This is a genomic window from Actinoplanes sp. KI2, assembly GCF_025630775.1.
Classification (GTDB): domain Bacteria; phylum Actinomycetota; class Actinomycetes; order Mycobacteriales; family Micromonosporaceae; genus Actinoplanes.
In genome coordinates this window covers 83,295-104,949 of record NZ_JAOSZE010000032.1, presented here as the reverse complement: position 1 = coordinate 104,949, position 21,655 = coordinate 83,295, and the positions used below count along the sequence as shown (strand labels likewise).

The following is a 21,655-nucleotide window of genomic DNA, read 5'->3' as shown; positions in this document are numbered from 1 at the left end:
GCCTTACCATGGGCGACCCACACCACCACGATCAGCACGCACACGACGGGCACGGACACGACGGGCACAGCCATGGCGTCTCCGCCGACGCCGATCGCAGATGGCTGACCATCGCGCTCGCCCTGATCGGCGTCTTCATGGCCGGTGAGGTCGTCGCCGGCCTGATCGCGCACTCCCTCGCGCTGCTCTCCGACGCCGCGCACATGCTCACCGACGCCGGCGGCATCGTCCTGGCGCTGGTCGCGATCCGGCTCGCCGCGCGGCCGCCCAAGGGCGGGTTCACCTTCGGCCTGAAACGCGCGGAGATCCTCTCCGCCCAGGCCAACGGCCTCACCATGCTCATCCTCGCGGTCTGGCTGGCCATCGAGGCGGTCCGCCGGCTGCTCCACCCGCCCGAGGTGGCCGGCGGCCTGGTCCTGGTCACCGCCCTGGTCGGCATCGCCTTCAACGTCGCCGCGACCTGGGCGATCGGCCGCGCCAACCGGGCCAGCCTCAACGTCGAGGGCGCCTTCCAGCACATCCTCAACGACCTGTTCGCGTTCATCGCCACCGCCGTGGCCGGCCTGATCGTGCTGCTCACCGGCTACACCCGGGCCGACGCCGTCGCCACCCTGATCGTCGTCGCGCTCATGGTCAAGGCCGGTCTCCGGCTGATCCGCGAGTCCGGGAAAATCTTCCTGGAGGCGGCACCCAGCGGCATCGACCCGCCCGCGCTGGGCCGCCGGCTGACCGGCGTGGGCGGCGTGGTCGAGGTGCACGACCTGCACGTCTGGCAGATCACCTCCGGGCAGCCGGCGCTCTCCGCGCACGTGCTGGTCGCCGAGGGCCTGGACTGCCACGCCATCCGCGGCGAGATCGAGCAGCTGCTACGCCGCGACTACAAAATCACGCACAGCACCCTGCAGGTCGACCACGCCAACCCGGCCGAGCACTGCGAGGACGCACACGGCATCGCCTACCGACCGGCCTGACCCGGATGGGCCAATACTTCGTCGATGCGACGACCGGGGAGACACTGTGGAACCCGGCGACCAGGGTGGCGCAGCTCTTCTTCCGGATGACCGTGGCGTTGGTGCCGGTCGCCGACCGGCCGTGCGGGGTCGTGGATCTGGAGGCCGACGAATACGCCGTCGACCCGGAGGGTTTCGCCGCGTTCGTGGACGCGCTGGTGACGCAGTATCTGGGGTCGAACCATGCAATCTTCAAGGCGATGCTCGCCGGATATCTGCCGCAGGCGGTGGTGATGGTCGAGCGCAGCGGGCGGACGGTGGCCGCGTTGACGGCACCGGCCGAACGCTCGACCAGGGCGATCTCGCTCGGCGTTGACGCGTTTGCGCCTGCTGACGACCGGCGTGACCTCGTCCGGCGGGCAGCCGCAGCTGCACGCTCGATGCCAGGGGACCCGCTCAGCGCCGGGTGAGCTCGGGTGCGGGGAACAACTCGCGGAGGGTGAACGCCTCGGGTGTCGGGCCGGCGGCCTGGAGGCGGCCGAGGCGGGAGATTCCCTGGCGCAGGGTGGGGACCTGGCCGGCCGGGATCCACCACAGCACCAGTGCGGCCTGGTGCCCGTGCGGGTGGAACCAGTCCCGGCGGCGGCGCAGGTATTCGAGGTGCTGGGACTGGTACGCGTAGGCCCGGAGGTGCTCGGGCGACTCCCAGACCGAGAGCGTGTAGATGCGGCTCGGGTCGGTGGGCGCGGCGATCGTGCCGTCGCCGCTCTCCCCTTCCAGCCGCCAGACGAAGCCGGGTGAACGGTCGGCCAGCTCGTTCATCAGCGTGAGGCCCTCGACGAACTCGACCATCGAGGGGTCTTCCAGCGGGGCTCGGAGGCGGGCGGTGTTGATCTGGGCCAGGTGGAAGTCGCTCATGAGGTTCAGCTCACCAGCTCGGCACTCTAATGTCAACGGGATTACTTTTTAGAGACCGTCACACAGCACCGGCCGGGCGCCGCGTCCATCCGGGCGGCCCACCGGTCGTCCAGCCCGGCGCCGGCCAGCAGCCCGGTGATCATCGCGAGGTTCATCCCGCAGATCACCGGGGGGAACCGCTCGGCCAGCCGGTGGAACGGGCAGTTGCGCAGCTCGATCCGGTCCGGGCCGTCGGGCGCCGGCGCGTACCCCTGCCCGGCCAGCAGCTGGGTGACGTCGGCTTCCCCGGCGGCACCGGCCGGGACGCGTCGGCCGTGGCGCTGGGCGACCCGATACAGCGTCTCCTCGGCGCCGGCCTGTTCCAGGGCCTCGGCGAGCAGCTCGGCCGCGGCCTGGTAGGCGCGCGGCGGCACGCTGACCGCGTGCTCCGCCTCGGCCACCTGATACAGCTTGGCGGGACGTCCGGCGCCGGGGCCGGTCTTTCCCGACCGTCGGGCGTACGAGACCTCGAGCAGTCCCGCCGCCACGAGCTTGTCGAGGTGGAACGCGGCCAGGGTGCGGCCCACGCCGAGCGCCTCGGCGACCTCGTCCCGCCCGACCGGCCCCGCGCCCTCCGCGACCACCTGGTACGCCTGCCGCCGCACCCGGTCGGTGAGGCTGGCGAGGGCGTCGAGATCGTGCAGGTCTTCCGTCGTCACCCGGCCATCGTATTGCCAACGCGGCTTGTCACTAGAGCGGCTGGGTCACTGGACCGAGAGCCGGTCGAGGAGCTCCAGCGAGCGCTCGACGACCAGGTCGGTGGCCGCGGCGTCGAACGAGGGCAGCGAACTGTCGGTGAACAGGTGCCGGTCCCCGGCGTACAGGAAAAGCCGTCCTTGATCCGGGCCGATCGTCTCGACGAGGTCGCGCGCGGCGTCGACATCGCCCTCCAACGCAAAGAACGGGTCCTTTTCCATGCCGTGGATCTGCACCGGGACGCCGGCGGGCCACGGGCCGACCGCCCACTCGCCGTGTATGGGCAGGCAGGCCTCGTAGAGCAGGGCCCCGCGCGCGCCGGGACGGGTCTGGGCGAGGCGCTGGGCGGACAGCACGCCGAACGAGAAGCCGGCGAAGACCGCGGCCTCGGGCAGGTCGGCGGTGGCCCGCTCGGCGATGACCTCATCGCCGATCTGCTGGGACAGGGCGAAGCCCTCCTCGAGGCTGCCGGGCAACGCGCCGCCGAACAGGTCGGGGGTGTGCACGACGTGACCGCCGGCCCGCAGCCGGTCGGCGAACGCGAGAACGCCGTCGGTGCGGCCGCGCAGGTGGTGGAAGAGCACAACTTCGGCCATGACCTGGACTCCTGGCTCCGGACGGATACGTCGAACGATCCAACCACGTGAACCCGCTGCCCGCGGCCGCGCCGCCCGAGCTGATCATTGAGCACCATGGGCCGACGGAAGACGCACGATCTCACTCCCGAAGAGATCGTCACCGACCTGCATCCGTTCAACGAGTGGAGCGAGCGGCACACCCGGGCCGCGGTCGCCGAGATCGGTGAGTTGGTGCGTTACCTCAACCACGCGACGCAGCACCCGGAGGCACTGCCCGACCCGGCGGCGATCGGCGAGGTGCTGCGGCTGCTCGGCCAGTCGGTGCGGCGCCTTCCGCAGGTGGTGAAGCAGGCCGACGCCCGGCTGGCGGCCCTCACCGGGGTGGCGGCCGAGGGCGGGGCGGAGCTCGGCGAGCGGCTGGACGCGCTGGGGCTGGAGCTGGAGAAGGCCGGCTTCGCGGCGAAGCGGCACGCGCCGCCGGGCGGGACCGCCGCCGCGGACTGGTGAACGGCACGGCCTCGGGCGGGACCGCCGCCGCGGACCGGTGAACGGCACGGCCCCGGGCGGGACCGCCGCCGCGGACCGGTGAACGGCACGGCCCCGGTCAGAGGCCGATCAGGAACAGGACGCCGGCGGCGACCAGGCCGATCTCGACCAGCGCGACGAAGACGCGGTCGCTGATCCGGCCCACGATCCGCTTGCCCACCCAGGTGCCGGCCAGCGTCGCCGGCGTCAGGGCCAGACCGAACAGCAGCACGCGTACGGTGAGCAGGTCCCCGGCGCCGTAGGCGGCGATCTTCGACAGGTGCATGGTGAGCGCGCTCGCCGCCTCGGTCCCGATGTAGGCGGCCCGGGTGAGCCCGTAGGCGAGGAAGAACGGCGCGGTCAGCGGCCCGACCGAGCCCAGCAGCGCCGACCCGAGCCCGGAGACCGCACCGACCGCGGCGAAGCTCCGATCGGACGGCTTGCCCGGGTGCGGGCGCAGCCGGCGCCAGACGACCACGCCGATCAGGAACGCGCCGAGCACCCGCTTCAGCGCGCCCAGCGGCGCGTGCGCCAGCAGCAACCCGCCGGCGATCGCGAACGGCACCGCGCCGAGCGCGAACCAGCCGATCAGCCCCCAGCGCAGCTCGCGGCGGTTGAGCCAGGCCCGGAACCCGTTGCTGGACAGCTGGGTGAGCGTCAGCATCGGCACCGCGACCCGCAGCCCGAACAGGACGGTGAACACCGGCAGCAGCAGCACCCCGCCGCCGAACCCGGCCACCGCCGACAACAGCGCCAACCCGAAGGCCGCCGCCGAGGCCAGCGCGAGCGTCGGCACCTGATCAGCACTCACCCGGCAGCCGCCAAACCACAGTTCTTGCAGGTCCTTGGCATCTACCGCATTGTCGCACGACTAGTCTCGGCCTAGACTGGGCCGCATGGCCGAGCATCAGCACGAGCACCCGCACGGCGGCGTCCTCCACCGGATCAGGCACGCGGTCACGCCACACTCGCACGACGCCGCCGACCAGGTCGACGCGGCCCTGGAGGCGTCCCGCGAGGGCATGCGCGCACTGTGGATCTCGCTGGCCGGCCTCGGTGTCACCGCGGCGTTGCAGGCGCTCATCGTGGTCATCTCCGGATCGGTGGCGCTGCTCGGTGACACCCTGCACAACCTGGCCGACGCGCTCACCGCCGTCCCGCTGGGGGTCGCCTTCTGGCTCGGCCGGCGGGCCGCCACCCGGGCGTACACGTACGGTTTCGGCCGCGCCGAGGATCTCGCCGGCGTCGTCATCGTACTGGTCATCGCGGCGTCGTCGATCGCCTCGGCCGCGTTCGCGGTCGAGCGCCTGCTCCATCCGCGGACGATGACGCACCTGCCCTGGGTGTTCGCGGCCGGCGTGATCGGCTTCCTGGGCAACGAGATCGTCGCGCGGTACCGCATCACCGTCGGCCGGCGCATCGGGTCGGCCGCGCTGGTCGCCGACGGGCTGCACGCCCGCACCGACGGCTTCGCCTCGCTCGCGGTCGTGCTCGCGGCCGCCGGCACCGGGCTCGGCTGGGGCTGGGCCGACCCGGTCGTCGGGCTCGCCATCACGGTCGCCATCGCGTTCGTGCTCAAGGACGCCGCCCGCGAGGTCTACCACCGGCTCATGGACCGGGTCGAGCCCGAGCTCGTCGACCTGGCCGAGCGGATCCTGCGCGCCGTCCCGGGCGTCCGCGACGTCTCCGGGCTGCGGCTGCGCTGGATCGGTCACCGCCTGCACGCCGAGGCCGCCGTGGTGGTCGACGCCCGGCTCAGCCTGCTCGACGCCCACGAGATCGCCGCCGACGCCGGGCACCAGCTCACCCACGGCGTACCCCGGCTGGCCGGCGCGACCGTCCACGTCGACCCGGACAGCCATCCCGGCGAGGTGCACCACACCGGACTGTCGCACGAGCGCCGCGACCGGCTCGCCGCCGCCGGGCATTGACACCCGCGCACCAGCGACCAGCGTGCCGCGCCGATCGTTCAGCCGGTATGCACCCGCGGCCGCCCCTGCGCTCCCTGCACGTCTTCGGAACACCCAAAACCATGCTTGTGTACGACCGATGGGGCTCGCTGGGCCGGCCCGTCGTCCTCCTGCACGGCCTGCTCTTCGACCGCACCATGTGGTGGCCGGTCGCCGCCGAGCTGGCCTCGGCCCGCTGCACGGTGATCGCCCCCGACCTGCCCGGCCACGGTCAGTCGCCGCCCCGGGACGCCTGCCGGCTGGACGCCGTCGCCGCCGAGCTCGCCCGGCTCGTCGACCGGCTCGGGCTGCACCGCGCGCCGGTGGTCGTGGGACACGCCGGCGCCGCCCGGCTGGCGACGACCTTCGCCGCCGGCTACGCCACCCAGGCCGTCGTCACCCTCGACGTGCCACCGGCCGGCGCGACCGCCCCGGCCGACCTCATCGCGGCCGCCCACCTCGACCGGGTGCCGGAGGTCTTCCGCTGCTACGCCCGGCCCCGGCGGGAACCGGCGCTGCTCGACCCGTACGCAAGCTGGCTGGGCCGACCCACCACCCGCCGCAACCAACCCGCCCTGGCCGGCGGCGCGCGCAGCGGGCCCGCCCGGCCGGACCGGCCGTTCGCGCCGCTGAGCGACCCGGCCGGTCTCGCCGCGCATCTTCGGGAGCTGTTGTGACGTTCCGGAAAAGGGCGGAGGCGGAGGGTGCAGGCACCCTCCGCGACGCATAGCATGTGGCGTCGGGGCGATTCAGGCAGCGGGGCGATGCGAACCTCGGGGGCGGGAGAAATCATGGGCGACGACTTCCAGGATGCGCTCGCCCGGGTCAGCAGCTCGCTGGTGACCATGGCGAAGGCGGTCCGCGAGGCGATGCGCCAGGCCAGCACCGCCCTGCTCACCGCCAACCCCACGCTCGCCCAGCAGGTGACCGTCCGGGACGCCGAGATCGACGTGCTCTACCGGGTGGTCGACGACCGGGTCTTCGACCTGATCGTCCGCCGCCAGCCGGTCGCCGGCGACCTGCGGACGGCCCTGACCGCGCTGCAGGCCGCCGCCGACCTCGAGCGCATGGGCGACCTGGCCGCCCACGTCGCCCGGGCCACCCTGCGCCGGCACCCGACCGCCGCGGTCGCGCCCGAGCTGACCGAGCTGTTCCGCGCGATGAGCAAGGTCGCCGACGAGCTGGCCGGCAAGATCGTGGCGGCGCTGGCCGACCACGACGCGACGCTCGCCGCCGAGATGGACGGCGACGACGACGCGATGGACCAGCTGCACCGCCAGCTGTTCAGCGTCATGCTGCGCCCGGACTGGCCGCTGGGCGTCGAGGCGGCCATCGACGGCGCGCTGCTCGGCCGCTACTACGAGCGCTACGCCGACCACGCCGTCAACGTGAGCCAGCACGTCATGGTGCTGGTCGACGGCAAGAACGCCTGACGTCCCCTACGCCGTGGTGGCGGCGCGGGCGATTGCCGGGCGCGGCCAGAGGCAGCCGGCGAGGATGGCCAGGATCGGTAGCAGCGACAGGATGGCGAGCGGCTCGGCCCCGTAGATCACGAAGCCGCCCCAGTACACCGAGGGGCCGGCGCCGTTGCGATTGGTGTTGGCCAGCAGCGAACCGGTCGAGGTCGGAATGTTGCCCAGGCAGGCGGGGCCGAGCATGAGCAGCGTGGCCACGCAGAGCCAGGAGTACGCCCGCCGCACCCCCGGGCCGTGGCGGCGCATGCGCTTCGCGGTGTACAGCCCGAGCAGGGCGCCGAGCAGGGCGCCGGCCAGCCCGCCGGCGATGGTGTCGCGCAGGTGACCGGGCGGCTCGGCCCACATCACGGCGGCATCGAGGGTGGGCCGGTTGAGCTCGTCGCCCGGGACGACCTGCACCGAGGCGAAGTAACCGGCGCGTTCTCCGGTCACCTCGGCCTGCGCCGAGGGCGACGTGTCGGGCCCGTAGCGGTCGATCGTGGTGTGCACGTCGTGCCAGCCGTTCGCGCGCATCCGCGCCTCGACGGCGGCGGCGAGCTGCTCGTAGCCGGAGTCCGGGGGCACGGTGCCGCTGACACTGGCCCGGCCGACCCGGACGCCGGTGCCGCCGTGCAGGCTGTTGTCGCTGTACGGGTTCCAGAAGGTGTGCCGGCCGTAGTAGTCGACCCGCTCGGCGACGGGGCCGGGCAGGACCGTGCGGGCGAGACCGATCGCCGTGGTCCTGTCGGGCGCCATCGGGTCCACGCTCCGCCAGGCCAGCCAGGAACCGAGCGCGATACCGCTGAGCCCGCCCAGCACGGCGGCGACCGCCGCGACGACGAAGGCCCGGCGCCCGGTCTCGGCGATGCGCCGGCCGAGCCCGTGCCGCAGCAGCAGGGCAGCTTCCCGGGCGGGCGGCCGCGACCGGTCCGGGCCGGCGGCGTCGAGCAGCGTCGCGAGGATCTCCGGACCCCGTTCCCTCCGGTACCCCCGGGGATAGGCCAGCAACCAGCGACGGTACCTGCGGGCCAGGCGCGTGCTGCGGGGGTCGTCGGTCATGTGGGGGTCCCTTCGGCGCTCGGGGCGGCTAGGCAAGTCGGGGGGCACCGGCGGGACCTGTCCGGCGCAGCCGCTGGAGGACGATCCGGGCGTCGCGGCGCATCTGCTCGGCCTCGGCGGCCAGGGTGGACGCGCCCGGCCCGGTGAGCCGGTAGTACCGGCGGAGACGGCCGTCGACCGTCTCCTCCCGGTCGACCTCGACCAGGCCCTCGTCGGTGAGACGGTCGAGGGCCGCGTAGAGGGTGCCGGCGGCGAGGCGGACCGTGTCATCCGACAGCCGCGACACCTCTTTGATCACCGCATAGCCGTGCAGCGGGCCCGCGGCGAGCGCGGACATGATCAGAAAGCTCGGTCGTCGCATGCTCGCCATGCCGACCAATATACAGTTGATCGTGCTATTGGGAACCCGGCTGGCCGTGGCTTTCTACGCTGTCGGCATGCAGCTGACGGAGATGAGCGTGATGGGCTTCCGGACGTCCGTCACCGTGTTCCGGCGACCCGCCGGCGGGCTGCGCTGGGTGATCATCCCGACGATCCACATGGGACACGCCGACTACTACTGGGCGATCTGGCAACGGCTGCGCTCCTGCCAGGTGGTCATCGCCGAGACCTGGGACGGGCCCAGCTCGACCGGCATGGTCTATGCCAACGCGATGCGCCTGGCCCGTCAGCGAGCCGGCCGTGACCTGGTGGCCCAGGACATCGACTACGGCGCGCTCGGCGTACCGATCATCTTCCCCGACGACTACCTGGCGCCGGACGCCGGCCCGGACCGCCAGATGTCGCGTGCGGAGCGGGTGACCGCGACCGTGGTGACGCCGATCCTCGCGCTGCACATGGCCCTCACCGGCGACGGCGACTGGTTCGGCACCACCCGGCTCGACATCAACGACCTCACCGAGGTCCCGCGGGACGCCGTCGATCGCAAGCGGGACGACCTGCTGCTCGGCGTGCTGCGCGAGATCGACGGCGAGTTCGCCGCCGAGGACATCGAGGTTGCCGTCGTCTTCGGGGCGCTGCACATGCCGATCGTCGTCCGGGAGCTCGCCGGGAAGCTCGGCTACCGGGTGATGCCGGGCGCACAGTGGCTGACCGCCATCGACTACGACGAGCCGCCGCACCTGCGCAAGCCGACGCTCGACGGCTGGATGGACTGGTAGTCCGCTCCGGCGCCGTCCTGGCCGCCGACGCTGACTAGCCGGCCGCGGGGCGGCGGCCCCAGGCCGAGATCAGCGGCGCGAGCGTCAGGTCGAGCTCGCCGGCGTCGATGGCGGCCAGGTGCGCATCGATCTCGGCGTCGTCGGCCAACCCCGCCGCGAGCAGTTCGCCGCGTACGTGCCGGACGGTCGCCGCCTCCAGCCGGTTGCAGGCCGTGCCGCCGACCGGGAAGGAGCCCGTCGCGGCGACCTCGACCAGGCCGGCCGCACGCAATGCCCGCGGCAGCGTACGCCCGAAGCGCAGGTCCGCGCCGCGGCGCGTCAGCAGCTCGCGGACCGCGTCGCGCAGCCGGTTGGCCCGCCGCTGCGCCGGTCCGCTGTCGTCCAGGCAGGCCAGCGGCTGCAGGGCGGTATCGGCGTCCTCGACCAGCAGCCAGCCGCCGGGCCGCAGCGCGGCCGCCATCGTGGCCAACGCCCGGGAACGCTCGGGCAGGTGGACCAGCACGAGCCGGGCGTGCACCAGATCGAACGTCCCCGGCTCCGGCGGCGGATCGGCGGTGACGTCGTGCCGGCGCACCTCGTACCCGCCGCCCGCCGTCAGCCACGACGGGTCGATGTCCGTGGCCAGCACGTGCCCGCTCGGGCCGACGGCCGCCGCGAGCGCCGCCGGGATGCTGGGGCCACCGGCGCCCACCTCCCAGCAGCGCGAGCCGGCCCCGACCCCGAGCCGGTCGAAGTGCCCCCGCGTCACACCGTCGAACAGCTCGGCCAGCCAGGCGAATCGCTCGCCCGCCTCGGCGCGCGCGTTGTCCAGCAGGTAGCCGCGGGCGGGTTCGCCGCCGACGTCCGGCGGGCGGGGCGAGGAGCTCATCCCCGTATGGTCGCCTCCCCGGACGGCGATTCTGCACCGTGACGCGCCGGTGGCCGGTTACAGCCGGATCAGGTCGGCGATCTGCTCGGGCAGGCCGGGCGAGGTCATGACGTGGCCCATTCCGGGCACGATGTGCAGGACCGCGCCGGGAATCGCGGCGGCCAGGGCCTTGCCGTGAGCCGGCGGATGGACCGGATCCTGGTCGCCGTGCACGATCGAGGTCGGCGCGGTGATCGACGACAGCGGGACGAGCACGTCCGGCGAAGGCGTCCACGCGGCCCGGCCGTGGTTGGCCGCGGCCGCCGGGTCGGTGGCCCGCGACAGCGCCAGCTCCAGCATCGCCCGGGCGGCCGGTTCGTCGAACGGCCGGACCGGCCCGTTGAAGACCCGGAACAGGGTTACGTCGGACTCCACGCCCGCTGGCAGCCCGGCGGCCAGGTGCGCGAAGTACGCCGGCGCCGGCGGCGGCAGATCATCCGGGTCGGCCGGCTCGCCGGCCTGCGCCCGTGCCCACACCGGCCGCAGATCATGACCCATCGGCGTGCTCGATATGACCGTCAGCGACCGAACCCGGTCCGGCGCGTGCACACCCAGCCATTGCGCGATCATGCCGCCCAGCGAAGTCCCGGCCACGTGAGCGGAATCCAGTCCGTACCCGTCCAGCACGGCCAGGCAGTCGCGAGCCATGTCCCCGATCGTGTACGGGTGAGCATCGAAGTCGACGACGCTGGACCGGCCGGTGTCCCGATGATCGAATCGGAGCACCTGAACGCCCCGCTCGACAAGCCGGCCGACCAGCGCATCGGGGCAACTGACGCTCTGCGCGCCGGATCCCATCACCATCAGGACTGCGGGGAGCTCCGGATCCCCGACCCGCTCGGTCCAGATCCGCAGCGGGCCGGAGGCCACAAACCGCTCGTCGGCATCGACCATGGCGGCACGGTAGCCGCTACCTGCCGCCGCTCGCCGACATTTAGCGTAGGCCGGCCGTCGTGCGCTGTCGGCAGCCCCGGGACGCTGGACGAGGCCTTGTTCAACCTGGGACTAACCTCACTGTATGGACCTAGGGACTCGCGACGAGCTCCTGGGCCGCCTGGCTGAGGCAGTCGGGTCGATCGCCGTCGCACACCCGACTCGGGTCGCCATCGACGGGCCGCCCGCCTCGGGCAAGACCACGCTCGCCGACGAACTGGCCGTCGTCCTGCGCGCCCGGGGCCGCGACGTCATCCGCGCGACGATCGACGATTTCCTGGTCCCCAAGGCGCGGCGCTATCCGCGCGGCGAGTACTCGGCCGAGGGCTGCTACCTCGACGCCCACGACCACGACCGGCTGGCCCGGGTCCTGCTCGATCCGCTCGGTCCGGGCGGAGATCGACGTTTCCGACCTGCGCGTCTTCGTGTCGACCTCGCTCGAGACGACCGTGGATCGTGCCGTGATCCGAGAGCGCCGGGTGTCGTCCCGGGCTGAGGTCGAGCGCCGCTGGCGCGAGCGTTACATCCCCGCCCAGGAGTTCTATTTCGCTACGGTCCGCCCGACCGATCACGTCGACGTCATCGTCCACAACGATGAGCCCCGGCAGCCGGTCTGGGAGACCCGGTAACACCGAAAGTCCACTGCGCCCCTGCTCAGCCGGCGCTGAGCAGCACCGCCGGGCGGTTGCGTTCGCGCATCGCCGACCACGCCATGAAGCCGGCCAGCACGGCGACCAGCGCCGCGGACGCGCCGTAGGTGCCCAGCCCGAGGCCGCCCTTGACGACCGGCTTGGTGAAGAAGTCGCCGACCGTGGCGCCGAGCGGGCGGGTCAGCACGAACGCCAGCCAGAAGATCAGCACGTTCGGCACCCGGCGGATCGTCGTGGCGATCGCGAGGACGGTCAGTGCGCCGGTGATCAGCAGGGCGCCGCCGAGGTAGCCGAGGCCGGAGCTGTCGGAGAGGAAGTCGCCCATCGACGTGCCGAGCGTGTTGGAGATCAGGATGGCGGTCCAGAACAGCGCCTCGCCGCGGAAGGTCCGGATGCGGTTGATGTCGAACGGCAGGCCGGTGGTCTTCCAGGCGATGAAGACGCCGATCAGCAGCGAGGTCAGGATCGCCGCCCCGGTCGGGTAGCCGAGGCCCAGCCCCTGCGGACCCCAGCCGAGCGAACCGGTGCCGGGCGCCAGGTAGTGCGTGTCCCGGTTCATGAAGTCGGACAGCGTGGTGCCGGCCATGCTCGTGGACAGGATGACCGTCCAGTAGTAGATCGGGTTGTACCGGCGGGACCGCAACTGGATCACCAGGGTCACCACGAAGATGGCGAACAGGGTGACCGTGCTGAGAAAGTACCCGAGCCGCAGGGTCTGGGCGATCAGGTCACCGGCGGTCTCGCCGAGGGTCGTCGCGGCCACCTTCATGATCCAGAACGCCAGGGTGATCTCCGGCAGCTTCTTCAGCACGGCCCTCGCCGGGGCGGCGCGGTGTGTGGTCGCGGTCACGCTTTCTCCTCTGTTCGGCTCGATCACTGCCGGAGAGCGTGCCGGAGCGGAGCTGAATAAGTCCTGAAAACCGGATTTATCCACACTTGTCCGGGTTGCAGTCCTCAGCGAAAGTTCAGGATGCGACAAGGAGGATGCGCCGCCATGGTTCACGCGTCATTGACCTATCCCGAGGCGATCGTCATCGGGCTGCTGCAGGGTGTCACCGAGCTCTTTCCGGTATCGAGCCTCGGGCACAGCATCCTGCTCCCCGCGGTGATCGGCGGTCAGTGGGCCCGTGACCTCAACATGAGCGCCGACCAATCGCCGTACCTGGCGTTCGTCGTCGCCGTGCACGTCGCGACCGCCGCCGCGCTGGTCTGGTTCTTCCGCGCCGACTGGGTCCGGATCGTCCGCGGCCTGATCAGCTCGGTCCGCCACCGCGCGATCACCAGCCCCGACGAGCGGCTCGCCTGGCTGCTGATCGTGGCGACCGTCCCGGTCGGACTGGCCGGGCTGGCGCTCGAGCACACCGTGCGGACAGCACTGGGCAAACCGCTGCCCGCCTCGCTCTTCCTGATCCTGAACGGGGTGCTGCTCGCCACGGTCGAGCGGCTGCGCAGCCGGCAGCGGGCGGCGGTCCGGGTGCCGGTGCCGGTCGGCCCGGCCGGGGTGTACGCGAGCACGACCGCGGCCGCCGGTGGCGGCGACGACGGTGGTGTCTCGGCCGGGCACGGCGGCGACGTCGAGTCCGACCAGCGGATCGCCGGCCAGTCCTGGAAGCAGGCCCTGCTGATCGGGTCGGCGCAGATCCTCGCGCTGCTGCCGGGCATCAGCCGCTCGGGTTCCACGATCGGTGCCGGCCTGCTGCGCGGGCTCACCCACGAGGACTCCGCCCGGTTCGCCTTCCTGCTGGCCACGCCCGTGATCGCCGCGGCCGGCGTGCTGAAGCTCCCCGAGCTGGCCGGGCCGGAGGGGCACGGCATCCTCGGGCCGGTGCTCGCGGGCAGCCTCGTCGCCGGCGTCGCCGCGTACGTCTCCCTGCGGTTTCTCACCAAGTATTTCGAGACCCGGACGCTGAACCCGTTCGCGATCTACTGCGTGATCGCGGGCGCCGCGGGCGTCGTCTGGAGCCTCGCCGGCTAGGACGCGCGCCTGTTCCTGGCCGCCCGAAGCCGCCGCCTCCCGCCGGACGTGACATCCGTCCAACATGGCCGGTAGCGGTGGTGTCACCGCTCACCCGATACACCTGTCGGCGTCGATGACGACCCGAGAACGGGGGTATCGCGGTGCGACAGTTCCCCGTGGCCGTGGCGGCCACGATCCTGCTGATCAGCCTCGGCGCGTGCGGCGGCGGCCCGGCGACGCCGTCGGTGCCGCGGCTGGCGACCGGCGGCGGCGCGAACGCGAGCGCCGGCGCCCGGGAGCCGAAGGACGACAACCCGAACGCCGTGGCCGGCGACGCGAGCGCCGCGCGACGGGCCAGGCTGCACGCGGCCGCGCAGTGCATCCGGCAGCACGGCGCGCCGAACTACCAGGACCCGGTGCTGACCGCGGACGGCTACGTCTACACCGACGAGGTCGCCATGCGCAGCCTCAGCGGCGAGCAGCTGACCGCCCTCACCAACGCCTGCCAGGACCTCATCCACGCGGCGAACTTCGCGATCCGCGACCAGGGGCCGCCGCCGCCCGCGCTCATCCAGGCCGGGGTGCGGGCGGCCCAGTGCCTGCGCGCGAACGGCCTGACGGCGATGAAGGACCCGACCGCGCAGAGCCGGTTCTCCCCGGGCAAGGGCTTCGGCCTGAGCCCCGACGAGGTGCCGCCGGGCGGCAAGGAGAACCCGATCTTCAGGCGGGCGGTCGAGGCCTGCCGGCCGATCCTGGACGCCGAGGCGTCCGCGTCCAGCCTGGGAAACCTCGGCCATGCGTAGGCGGACGCTGCTGAGCGGCGGGGCCGCCCTGGCGGTGGTGGCGGCCGGAGCCGGAGCCGGCTGGTGGCTGACCGGCACCCCCGCGGCCCCCGCGGCCGTGACCCGGGTGCCGACCGGGTCGGTGACGGTGACCCGCACCGACCTGTCCACCACGTCGATCGTTTCCGGCACGCTCGGCTACGTCGGGACCTACCGGGTCTACACCGGCGAGACCGGCACCGTGACCTGGATGCCCGAGCCGGGCCAGGTGATCACCCGGGGCCGGCCGGTCTTCGCGATCGACAACCGGCCGGTACGGCTCTTCTACGGCAGCAAGCCCGCCTGGCGGTCGCTGTCGCCGGGCGTGACCGACGGCCCGGACGTGCGCGCCCTGGAGGACAACCTCACCGCCCTCGGCTACGCCGGCGACCTCACGGTGGACGGGCATTTCACCCACGCCACCGCCGCCGCGCTACGCCGCTGGCAGCGCGCCACCCACCAGCCGGTGACCGGCCGGCTCGACCTCGGCGCGGTCACCTTCCAGCCCGGCCGGATGCGGGTCACCGCCCTCGGCGCGCAGGTCGGCGCCCCGGCCGGCGGGGGCGGCCCGCTGGTCACCGGCACGTCGACCACCGTGGCGGTGACCCTGGCGATCCCGGTGACCGAATCGCACGCCGTCCACCCGCACGACGCGGTCACCGTGATCATGCCGACCGGGCAGAGCGTGCCCGGCCGGGTCACCCGGCTGTCCACCGTGGCCTCCGCGCCGATGCCGGACGACCAGGGCCGGGGCAGCCAGCTGCCGACGATCGGGGCGGTCGTCACGCTCGCCCGCCAGGTCGCCGGCGCCGGGTTCGACCAGGCGCCGGTCGAGGTGCACGTCACCGACGCGTCGGTCAAGAACGCCCTGGTCGTGCCGATCACCGCTCTGGTCGCGCTGGCCGGCGGCGGGTACGGCCTGTACCTGCTCGACGGCGGCGCCCGGCGGCTGATCGGGGTCACCACCGGGCTGTTCTCCGACACCCAGGTCGAGGTCAAGGGCGGCGACCTGCACGAGGGCGCCAAGGTGGAGGTGCCGGCAGCATGACCGGTCGCGCGCTCGAGCTCTCCGGGGTCGGCAAGGTCTATCCGCCGCCGACCGCGGTGACCGCCCTGGCCGACATCGACCTGGTGGTCGACGCCGGCGAGACGGTGGCGATCACCGGCCAGTCCGGGGCCGGCAAGTCGACGCTGCTGAGCATCCTCGGCACGCTCGAACGGCCCACCAGCGGGACGGTACGCATCGCCGGCACCGACACGTCGGCGCTCTCCGACCCGCAGCTGTCCGAGGTCCGTGCCACCCGGCTCGGCTTCGTGTTCCAGCAGTTCTTCCTGCTCGAGCAGCTCAGCGTGCTCGACAACGTGGCCACCGGCCTGCTCTATCGGGGGATGCCGGGCAAGGTCCGGCGCGAGCGGGCCGCCGAGGTGCTGTGGGAGGTGGGCCTGGAGAGCCGCACCCGGCACCGCGCCGGGCAACTCTCCGGCGGCGAACGCCAGCGGGTCGCCATCGCCCGGGCGATCGTCGGCCGGCCGGCCGTGCTGCTCGCCGACGAGCCGACCGGGAATCTCGACTCGACCACCGGCGCCGGGATCACCGCGCTGCTGTCCGGGCTCGCCCACGACGGCACCACGGTCGTGCTGATCACCCACAACGCCGAGGTCGCGGCGGCGATGCGGCGGCAGGTGTCGCTGGTCGACGGCCGGATCGTCGCCGACAGCGGAGGCCGGGGCTGATGTCGAGACTGCGTTTCCCGGACGCGATCGGCGTCGCCACGGCCGGCCTGCGCTCCCGCCGGATCCGGGCCGCGCTCTCCGCGCTCGGCATCGCCATCGCGGTCGCCGCGGTGGTCGCCGTGCTCGGCATCGCCCAGTCCGCCAAGGCCCAGTTGCTCACCCAGCTCGGCGAGGAGGGCAACCTGCTCACCGTGGCGTCGGCGGAAACGGTCAACGGCCGCACGGTGCCGCTGCCGCTGACCGCCGAGTCGATGATCGCCCGGATTCCGCCGGTGCGGACGGTCACGGCGGTCGGCTCGGTCGACAACGTGACCGTCCGGCGTACCCGGGCGATACCCGTCGAGCAGGGCGGCGGCATGAACGTGCTCGCCGCCCAGGGCTCGCTGCTGCCCACCATGTCGGCGCACCTGCTGCTCGGCCGGTACCTCGACGCGGCCGCCGAGCACTATCCGGTCACGGTCCTCGGCTACGAGGCCGCGAAGATCCTCGGCGTCGGCTCGCTGGACACCCCGACCCAGATCCTGCTGGGCAACCACTACTTCACGGTCACCGGCGTGCTCGCGCCGGTGGCGGTCGCCCCCGAGATCGACGTGGCGGCCCTGATCAGCTTCGGACAGGCCGAGCGGGTCTTCGCCCGCGACGCCGGTCCGAGCCGGATCTACCTGCGCGCCGACCCCGACCAGGTGGCGTCGGTGGCCGCCGTGCTCACCGCGACCACGGTCCCCGACGGCAAGGACGACGTGCAGGTACGCCGCCCGTCCGACCTGCTGGTGGCCCGGATCGCGGCGAAGGGCGCGTTCGTCGGCCTGTTCCTGGGGCTGGGCGGCATCGCGCTGCTGATCGCCGGGGTGGGCATCGCCAACATCATGGTCATCTCGGTCCTGGAGCGCCGCGGCGAGATCGGCCTGCGGCGGGCGCTGGGTGCGCGCCGGCGGCACGTCGCGTGGCAATTCCTGCTCGAGTCGACCCTGCTGGCCGTGGCGGGCGGCGTACTCGGCGTCGCCCTGGGCATCGCGGCCACGGCGGTGGCGGCCCGGCTCGGTGGCAACCCGGTCGCCGTGCCGCTGTCCGCGCCGGCCGCCGGCCTGGCCGCCGCGCTGCTGGTGGGGGCGCTGGCCGGGCTCTATCCGGCGGCCCGGGCGGCGAGACTGTCCCCGGTCGAGGCGCTCCGCACGCTCTGACCATGCAGGACAACCCGGCGGCCGGGCGCGGAGCCCGGCCACCCACCTGGCCGGTCCGCTCGACCGGGGACCGGTCCCGACACGTACGGTCAAAGAAAACCGCCCGGCGCAGGAAATGCGCCGGGCGGAACCAAGCTCCGGGGTTACTTCTTGATCGACGGGGTTACTTCTTGATCGACCCGGTCACCGACTTGTTCGCGTCGGTCGCGATGCAGGTGACGCCGCGGTCCCGCGACCAGTCGTCCGAGCTGGGCCGCAGGTAGAAGATGTCGAACTTCTCGTCCGCGCCCGCGCCGGCATAGGTGTTGATCTCCTTGGAGCACCGGTCCTCGGCGTCCTTCTGCACCTTCTGGTCGCCCGGGTAGTCGCCGGACGGCAGTTGGAACGCGAAGTAGACCTCGCCCTGATGCGGCTTGGCGCAGTCGACGACCGGCAGCTTGCTGACGCTGTCGGACTCCTCCAGCTTCGTCACGCAGTCGCCGGCCTTGAGCTCCGTCACCTCCTTGGTCCCAAGGTTGGCGATGACGCCAATGCCCACCACCACGAGGGCGCCGACCACGACAATGACGTTGCGGACGAGGCCGCGCTTCTTCTTCGCGGACTCCTCCGGCGCGGCGGTGATCGTCGGAGCGGCCGGGTAGGGCGGCTGTCCCGGCTGCCCCGGCTGCGGGTAGGGCTGCTGCCCAGGTGCCGGCGCATATCCCGGCTGCTGACCCTGCGGCGCAGGGGGAGGAAACTCTGTCACGCGCGGGCACACTACCGGCTCGATGATCAGTAGGTGGTCCCGAAGATCAACTATACGATCAAACTTCTTCCCCCGTACGGGTGTTGACAGGCTGGTTGGCGGCCAGCCACGCCGCCGCCCGCCGGGCCGAGGCCCGCGACAGCCAGGCGTCCTGCACCACCTCGACCAGTTCGGCCCGGCTGAGCTCCCCGATCCGGCAGGCCCGCAGCAGCACCGATGGATGCCCGTCGAAGTGCGGCGTGGTGAAGAACGGCGACGACGGGTCCTGCACCATCGCCTCCTTGTCGGCCTGCGACTCCACCCAGAACACGATCACGTCGGCGTACCGCTCGCCGGTCTCCGGGTCGAACGCGTCCGGCCGCGGGTTGCGGAAGAACACGAACGACTTCCCGCCGACCTGGTAGACCGGGTTCTCCCCGCTCCCCCACTCGACCGTGACGTGCGGCATCGACTCCGCCACCTCGTGCACGTCCGCCACCCGCGCCGGGCGCTCCTTCTCGGTCACCGCCCCAGCCTAGGCCTGTCCTGCCGCTCCCACGTGAGCGGCAGGACAGGCCTAGGACGCCACGTGGCAGGCGGCGCTGTGTCGCGGGGCCAGATCCCGCAGCAGCGGCGTCTCCACCGCGCAGCGGTCGACGGCGAGCGGGCAGCGCGCCCGGAACCGGCAACCGGGCGCCGGGTCCACCACTCTCGGCGGCTCGCCGCGGTCGAGGGCCGCGTCCGGGTCGAGCGGCGCCCGGGGATCGGGCACGGCCGAGACCAGCAGCCGGGTGTACGGGTGCCGGGGGTCGCCCAGCACGTCGTCGGTGGGGCCGGCCTCGACGATGTGGCCGCCGTACATGACCGCGACGCGGTCGGACAGGTAGCGGGCGCTGGCGATGTCGTGCGTGATGTAGAGAATCGACACGCCGGCGTCCTCGCGCAGCGTCGCCATCAGGTTGAGCAGCCCGATCCGGATGGACACGTCCAGCATGGACACCGGCTCGTCCGCGATGATCAGCTTGGGGCGGTAGGCCAGTGCCTGGGCGAAGCCGATGCGCTGACGCTGGCCGCCGGAGAGCTCGTACGGGTAGCGCTGCAGGATCTCGCCGGCCGGGTGCAGCCCGACGGCCTCGACGACCCGCACCGCCTCGGCCCGCCGGCCGGCGGCATCCAGCTCCGGCCGGTGCAGGATCAGCCCCCGCATGATGCCGTGGTCGACGCGGTACGCCGGGTTCAGCGAGCTGAATGGGTCCTGGAAGACCATCGGCACGTCGCCGCGGTAGGCCAGCAGGTCCCGGCGCCGGCGCAGCCGGGCCAGCGACCGCCCGCGGTAGAAGATCTCCCCCGCGGTGGGTTCATAGACCCGGGCCAGCAGCCGCGCGATGGTCGACTTGCCGCTGCCGCTCTCCCCCACCAGCGCGACGATCTCGCGGTCCTCGATGGTCAGGTCGACGTCGTCGACGGCGTGCAGCCGCTTGCCGGAGAACGTCCCGCCCACCTTGAAGTGCCGGGTGAGCCCTCGGGTCCGGAGCAACTCGGTCATGACTTCACCTCCTCCGGCGCCGGGGCGTTGAGCAGGCACCGGCTGTGGGCCGATCCGACCTGGTAGAGCGGCGGCCGGGTGGTCGCGCACTCGGGCAGGGCGACCGGGCAGCGCGGCTGGAACCGGCAGCCCGCCGTGGGCCGGGACAGGTCGGGCGGGCTGCCCGGGATGCCGGTGAGCGGCACCCGGGGCCCGCGGACCGACGGGAAGGCGTCGAGCAGCCCGCGGCTGTACGGGTGCGCGGGCCGGTCGAAGACGGTCCGGGTCGGGCCGGCCTCGACGACCTGGCCGGCGTACATCACGAGCAGCTGGTCGGAGAAGTGGCTGACCAGGGACATGTCGTGGGTGACGAAGACGACCGCGAAGCCCAGCTGGGACTGCAGCTGGCGGATCTGCACCATGAGCGCGCGCTGGGCGACCACGTCGAGCGCCGAGGTCGGCTCGTCCATGATCACGAGATCGGGCGTGAACAGCAGCGCCATCGCGATCATGGCACGCTGCCGCATGCCGCCGCTGAGCTGGTGGGGGTGGCTACGCAGGTGGATCGGGTCGATCCCGACCAGGCGGAGCACCTCGACCGAGCGCTCGGCGATCTCCGCCTTGGTGAACCGGCCGTGCGCGGTCAGGGCGTCGGCGAACTGGGCGCCGACCGAGGCCACCGGGTTCAGCGCGTTCATGGCGCTCTGCATGACCACCGAGAAGTCCCGCCAGCGCAGCAGGCTCAGCTGCTTCTCGGTCATCGTCACCAGGTTCCGGCCGCGGAACTCGACGCTGCCTCCGGTGATCTCGGCCGGCGGGCTGAGCAGCCGGGCCAGCGCGAACAGCAGGGTGGACTTGCCGCAGCCGGACTCGCCGACGACGCCGACGAACTCGCCCTCGCCGACGGTGAAGCTGACGTCGTCGACCGCCACCGCCGGGCGGTCGGCGGCGTACTCGACCCGCAGGTGCTGGACCTCAAGCAGTGGCACGACGACGCCTCCGTACGGGTCGCAGAGCGGGGTTGCCGAGCTCGTCGAAGGCGTAGTTGAGCAGCGCGAACGAGATGCCGAGCAGGGCCACGCAGAGGCCCGGCGCGATCGACCAGAGGGGCATGCCGCTCTGCAGCGCCTGCTGGTTCTGCGACCAGTAGAGCATCGTTCCCCAGCTGATCGCGTTGGGGTCGCCGAGGCCGAGGAACTGCAGCCCGGCCGCGGTCAGTACCGAGTAGAGGGCCGCGCCCAGGAAGTTCGCGACGATCAGCGAGGTCATGGTGGGCAGCATCTCGGCGACGATGATGTACGACCGCCGCTCGCCGCGGACCCGCGCCGACTCGAGGAAGTCGCGGTTGCGCAGGGACAGCGCCTGCGCCCGCATCTGGTTGGCGCCGTACGACCATCCGGTGACGACCAGCACGACGAGGACCACCGTGGAGGTGCCCTTCCCGGCGTACGTGGCCAGGATGATGATCAGCGGGAAGGTCGGGATGATCAGGAAGATGTTGATGACCATCGAGAACACGTCGTCGGCGAGGCCGCCCAGGTAGGCGGCCGAGACGCCGACCAGCACCGAGAGCACGGTCGCGAAGAACCCGGCCACCAGCGCGATCACCAGCGACTGGCGGGTGCCGTAGACCAGCTGCGCCCAGATGTCCTGCCCCAGCGAGGTGGTGCCGAGCGGGTGCTCGCCGGATGGCGGCAGGGCCGGCGGGAAGGCGAGCTTGTTCGGCTCGGTGACCGGGGTGAACAGCTCCGGCACGGCCGCCAGGACCGTGAAGACGCCGAAGATGGCCAGGCCGATCAGGGCCTTGCGGCTGCGCAGCACGGCGCGCAGGAACCCGCCGCGGCGGCGGGCCGGCGCGGTGGCCGGGCCCGCCGTGGTCAGCAGCGCCGTCACGG

At 72.7% G+C, this 21,655-nt stretch carries 26 protein-coding genes and 1 pseudogene; 13 read left to right on the top strand and 14 right to left on the bottom strand.

All coding sequences use genetic code 11. The annotated features are described in order from the left end of the window. Nucleotides 1–8 precede the first annotated feature (8 nt). Both ODJ79_RS30985 and ODJ79_RS30980 read left to right on the top strand, forming a co-directional pair. A complete protein-coding gene (locus tag ODJ79_RS30985) occupies nucleotides 9–971 on the top strand; it encodes a cation diffusion facilitator family transporter (protein WP_263027159.1) in 963 nt (320 codons plus the stop codon). A gap of 5 nt (nucleotides 972–976) precedes the next feature. Then, nucleotides 977–1,420, top strand: a complete 444-nt coding sequence (locus ODJ79_RS30980; protein WP_263027158.1) for a DUF6086 family protein — start codon at nucleotides 977–979, stop codon at nucleotides 1,418–1,420. Here ODJ79_RS30980 and ODJ79_RS30975 read toward each other — a convergent pair. From ODJ79_RS30975 to ODJ79_RS30965, 3 genes are read right to left on the bottom strand one after another with little or no spacing between them, the layout of a single operon-like run. Next, nucleotides 1,407–1,868 (bottom strand): DUF3291 domain-containing protein, encoded by a 462-nt coding sequence (locus ODJ79_RS30975; RefSeq protein ID WP_263027157.1) that lies wholly within the window; start codon nucleotides 1,866–1,868, stop codon nucleotides 1,407–1,409. The two genes, ODJ79_RS30980 and ODJ79_RS30975, sit on opposite strands and share 14 nt — an antisense overlap. Before the next feature lie 41 nt (nucleotides 1,869–1,909). Beyond that, nucleotides 1,910–2,566, bottom strand: a complete 657-nt coding sequence (locus tag ODJ79_RS30970; protein ID WP_263027156.1) for a helix-turn-helix transcriptional regulator — start codon at nucleotides 2,564–2,566, stop codon at nucleotides 1,910–1,912. Between the two features lie 45 nt (nucleotides 2,567–2,611). Beyond that, the gene (locus tag ODJ79_RS30965) at nucleotides 2,612–3,199 is read right to left on the bottom strand and encodes a dienelactone hydrolase family protein (RefSeq protein WP_263027155.1); all 588 of its coding nucleotides are present in this window, start codon (nucleotides 3,197–3,199) and stop codon (nucleotides 2,612–2,614) included. A gap of 96 nt (nucleotides 3,200–3,295) precedes the next feature. On the opposite strand from ODJ79_RS30965, the gene ODJ79_RS30960 reads away from it, so the two are divergent. Next, complete coding sequence (locus tag ODJ79_RS30960) at nucleotides 3,296–3,688, top strand: hypothetical protein (RefSeq protein ID WP_263027154.1); 393 nt, start codon at nucleotides 3,296–3,298, stop codon at nucleotides 3,686–3,688. A 97-nt stretch (nucleotides 3,689–3,785) separates the two neighbouring features. Here ODJ79_RS30960 and ODJ79_RS30955 read toward each other — a convergent pair whose 3' ends face one another. Continuing rightward, a complete protein-coding gene (locus ODJ79_RS30955; protein ID WP_263027153.1) occupies nucleotides 3,786–4,517 on the bottom strand; it encodes a sulfite exporter TauE/SafE family protein in 732 nt (243 codons plus the stop codon). Between the two features lie 85 nt (nucleotides 4,518–4,602). On the opposite strand from ODJ79_RS30955, the gene ODJ79_RS30950 reads away from it, so the two are divergent. From ODJ79_RS30950 to phoU, 3 genes are all read left to right on the top strand, one after another. Then, complete coding sequence (locus tag ODJ79_RS30950) at nucleotides 4,603–5,637, top strand: cation diffusion facilitator family transporter (RefSeq protein WP_263027152.1); 1,035 nt, start codon at nucleotides 4,603–4,605, stop codon at nucleotides 5,635–5,637. Between the two features lie 101 nt (nucleotides 5,638–5,738). Then, complete coding sequence (locus tag ODJ79_RS30945; RefSeq protein WP_263027151.1) at nucleotides 5,739–6,332, top strand: alpha/beta fold hydrolase; 594 nt, start codon at nucleotides 5,739–5,741, stop codon at nucleotides 6,330–6,332. Between the two features lie 114 nt (nucleotides 6,333–6,446). Continuing rightward, a complete protein-coding gene (phoU, locus tag ODJ79_RS30940) occupies nucleotides 6,447–7,088 on the top strand; it encodes a phosphate signaling complex protein PhoU (protein WP_263027150.1) in 642 nt (213 codons plus the stop codon). Nucleotides 7,089–7,094: 6 nt separating this feature from the next. Here phoU and ODJ79_RS30935 read toward each other — a convergent pair whose 3' ends face one another. Together ODJ79_RS30935 and ODJ79_RS30930 are read right to left on the bottom strand one after the other, a co-directional pair. Further along, entirely contained in the window at nucleotides 7,095–8,168 is a 1,074-nt protein-coding gene (locus ODJ79_RS30935) for a hypothetical protein (RefSeq protein ID WP_263027149.1), read from the bottom strand. A gap of 28 nt (nucleotides 8,169–8,196) precedes the next feature. Further along, entirely contained in the window at nucleotides 8,197–8,538 is a 342-nt protein-coding gene (locus ODJ79_RS30930) for a PadR family transcriptional regulator (protein ID WP_263027148.1), read from the bottom strand. 67 nt (nucleotides 8,539–8,605) lie between these two features. On the opposite strand from ODJ79_RS30930, the gene ODJ79_RS30925 reads away from it, so the two are divergent. Further along, on the top strand, nucleotides 8,606–9,328 hold the full coding sequence (locus tag ODJ79_RS30925; RefSeq protein ID WP_263027147.1) for a hypothetical protein: 723 nt from the start codon (nucleotides 8,606–8,608) through the stop codon (nucleotides 9,326–9,328). 34 nt (nucleotides 9,329–9,362) lie between these two features. On the opposite strand, the gene ODJ79_RS30920 is transcribed toward ODJ79_RS30925, so the two are convergent. Beyond that, the gene (locus tag ODJ79_RS30920; protein WP_263027146.1) at nucleotides 9,363–10,196 is read right to left on the bottom strand and encodes a methyltransferase; all 834 of its coding nucleotides are present in this window, start codon (nucleotides 10,194–10,196) and stop codon (nucleotides 9,363–9,365) included. 57 nt (nucleotides 10,197–10,253) lie between these two features. Continuing rightward, the gene (locus tag ODJ79_RS30915) at nucleotides 10,254–11,129 is read right to left on the bottom strand and encodes an alpha/beta fold hydrolase (RefSeq protein WP_263027145.1); all 876 of its coding nucleotides are present in this window, start codon (nucleotides 11,127–11,129) and stop codon (nucleotides 10,254–10,256) included. A 124-nt stretch (nucleotides 11,130–11,253) separates the two neighbouring features. Here ODJ79_RS30915 and ODJ79_RS30910 point away from each other — a divergent pair. Further along, a pseudogene (locus tag ODJ79_RS30910) lies at nucleotides 11,254–11,797 on the top strand (uridylate kinase). Nucleotides 11,798–11,822: 25 nt separating this feature from the next. Here the strand turns inward: ODJ79_RS30910 and ODJ79_RS30905 are convergent. Next, nucleotides 11,823–12,668, bottom strand: a complete 846-nt coding sequence (locus ODJ79_RS30905) for a hypothetical protein (RefSeq protein WP_263027144.1) — start codon at nucleotides 12,666–12,668, stop codon at nucleotides 11,823–11,825. Between the two features lie 144 nt (nucleotides 12,669–12,812). On the opposite strand from ODJ79_RS30905, the gene ODJ79_RS30900 reads away from it, so the two are divergent. The 5 genes from ODJ79_RS30900 (at nucleotide 12,813) to ODJ79_RS30880 (ending at nucleotide 17,511) form a co-directional block, all read left to right on the top strand. After that, on the top strand, nucleotides 12,813–13,793 hold the full coding sequence (locus tag ODJ79_RS30900) for an undecaprenyl-diphosphate phosphatase (protein ID WP_263027143.1): 981 nt from the start codon (nucleotides 12,813–12,815) through the stop codon (nucleotides 13,791–13,793). A gap of 143 nt (nucleotides 13,794–13,936) precedes the next feature. Further along, complete coding sequence (locus tag ODJ79_RS30895; RefSeq protein WP_263027142.1) at nucleotides 13,937–14,578, top strand: hypothetical protein; 642 nt, start codon at nucleotides 13,937–13,939, stop codon at nucleotides 14,576–14,578. Further along, nucleotides 14,571–15,644, top strand: coding sequence for a peptidoglycan-binding protein (locus ODJ79_RS30890; RefSeq protein WP_263027141.1), 1,074 nt, complete (start codon nucleotides 14,571–14,573; stop codon nucleotides 15,642–15,644). Before ODJ79_RS30895 ends, ODJ79_RS30890 begins: the two co-directional genes overlap by 8 nt. Next, entirely contained in the window at nucleotides 15,641–16,330 is a 690-nt protein-coding gene (locus tag ODJ79_RS30885; RefSeq protein ID WP_263027140.1) for an ABC transporter ATP-binding protein, read from the top strand. Before ODJ79_RS30890 ends, ODJ79_RS30885 begins: the two co-directional genes overlap by 4 nt. Continuing rightward, on the top strand, nucleotides 16,330–17,511 hold the full coding sequence (locus ODJ79_RS30880) for an ABC transporter permease (protein WP_263027139.1): 1,182 nt from the start codon (nucleotides 16,330–16,332) through the stop codon (nucleotides 17,509–17,511). Before ODJ79_RS30885 ends, ODJ79_RS30880 begins: the two co-directional genes overlap by 1 nt. A 163-nt stretch (nucleotides 17,512–17,674) precedes the next feature. Here the strand turns inward: ODJ79_RS30880 and ODJ79_RS30875 are convergent, their stop codons facing one another. From ODJ79_RS30875 to ODJ79_RS30855, 5 genes are read right to left on the bottom strand one after another with little or no spacing between them, the layout of a single operon-like run. Next, entirely contained in the window at nucleotides 17,675–18,256 is a 582-nt protein-coding gene (locus tag ODJ79_RS30875; protein ID WP_263027138.1) for a septum formation family protein, read from the bottom strand. A gap of 58 nt (nucleotides 18,257–18,314) precedes the next feature. Beyond that, nucleotides 18,315–18,761, bottom strand: coding sequence for an MmcQ/YjbR family DNA-binding protein (locus ODJ79_RS30870; protein ID WP_263027137.1), 447 nt, complete (start codon nucleotides 18,759–18,761; stop codon nucleotides 18,315–18,317). Between the two features lie 51 nt (nucleotides 18,762–18,812). Next, nucleotides 18,813–19,781 carry an ABC transporter ATP-binding protein gene (locus ODJ79_RS30865; RefSeq protein ID WP_263027136.1) on the bottom strand — a complete coding sequence of 323 codons (969 nt, stop codon included), beginning with the start codon at nucleotides 19,779–19,781 and terminating at the stop codon, nucleotides 18,813–18,815. Further along, a complete protein-coding gene (locus ODJ79_RS30860; protein ID WP_263027135.1) occupies nucleotides 19,778–20,749 on the bottom strand; it encodes an ABC transporter ATP-binding protein in 972 nt (323 codons plus the stop codon). The genes ODJ79_RS30865 and ODJ79_RS30860 overlap by 4 nt, the downstream gene beginning before the upstream one ends. After that, complete coding sequence (locus ODJ79_RS30855; protein ID WP_263027134.1) at nucleotides 20,736–21,653, bottom strand: ABC transporter permease; 918 nt, start codon at nucleotides 21,651–21,653, stop codon at nucleotides 20,736–20,738. The genes ODJ79_RS30860 and ODJ79_RS30855 overlap by 14 nt, the downstream gene beginning before the upstream one ends. Between the last annotated feature and the right edge of the window lie 2 nt (nucleotides 21,654–21,655).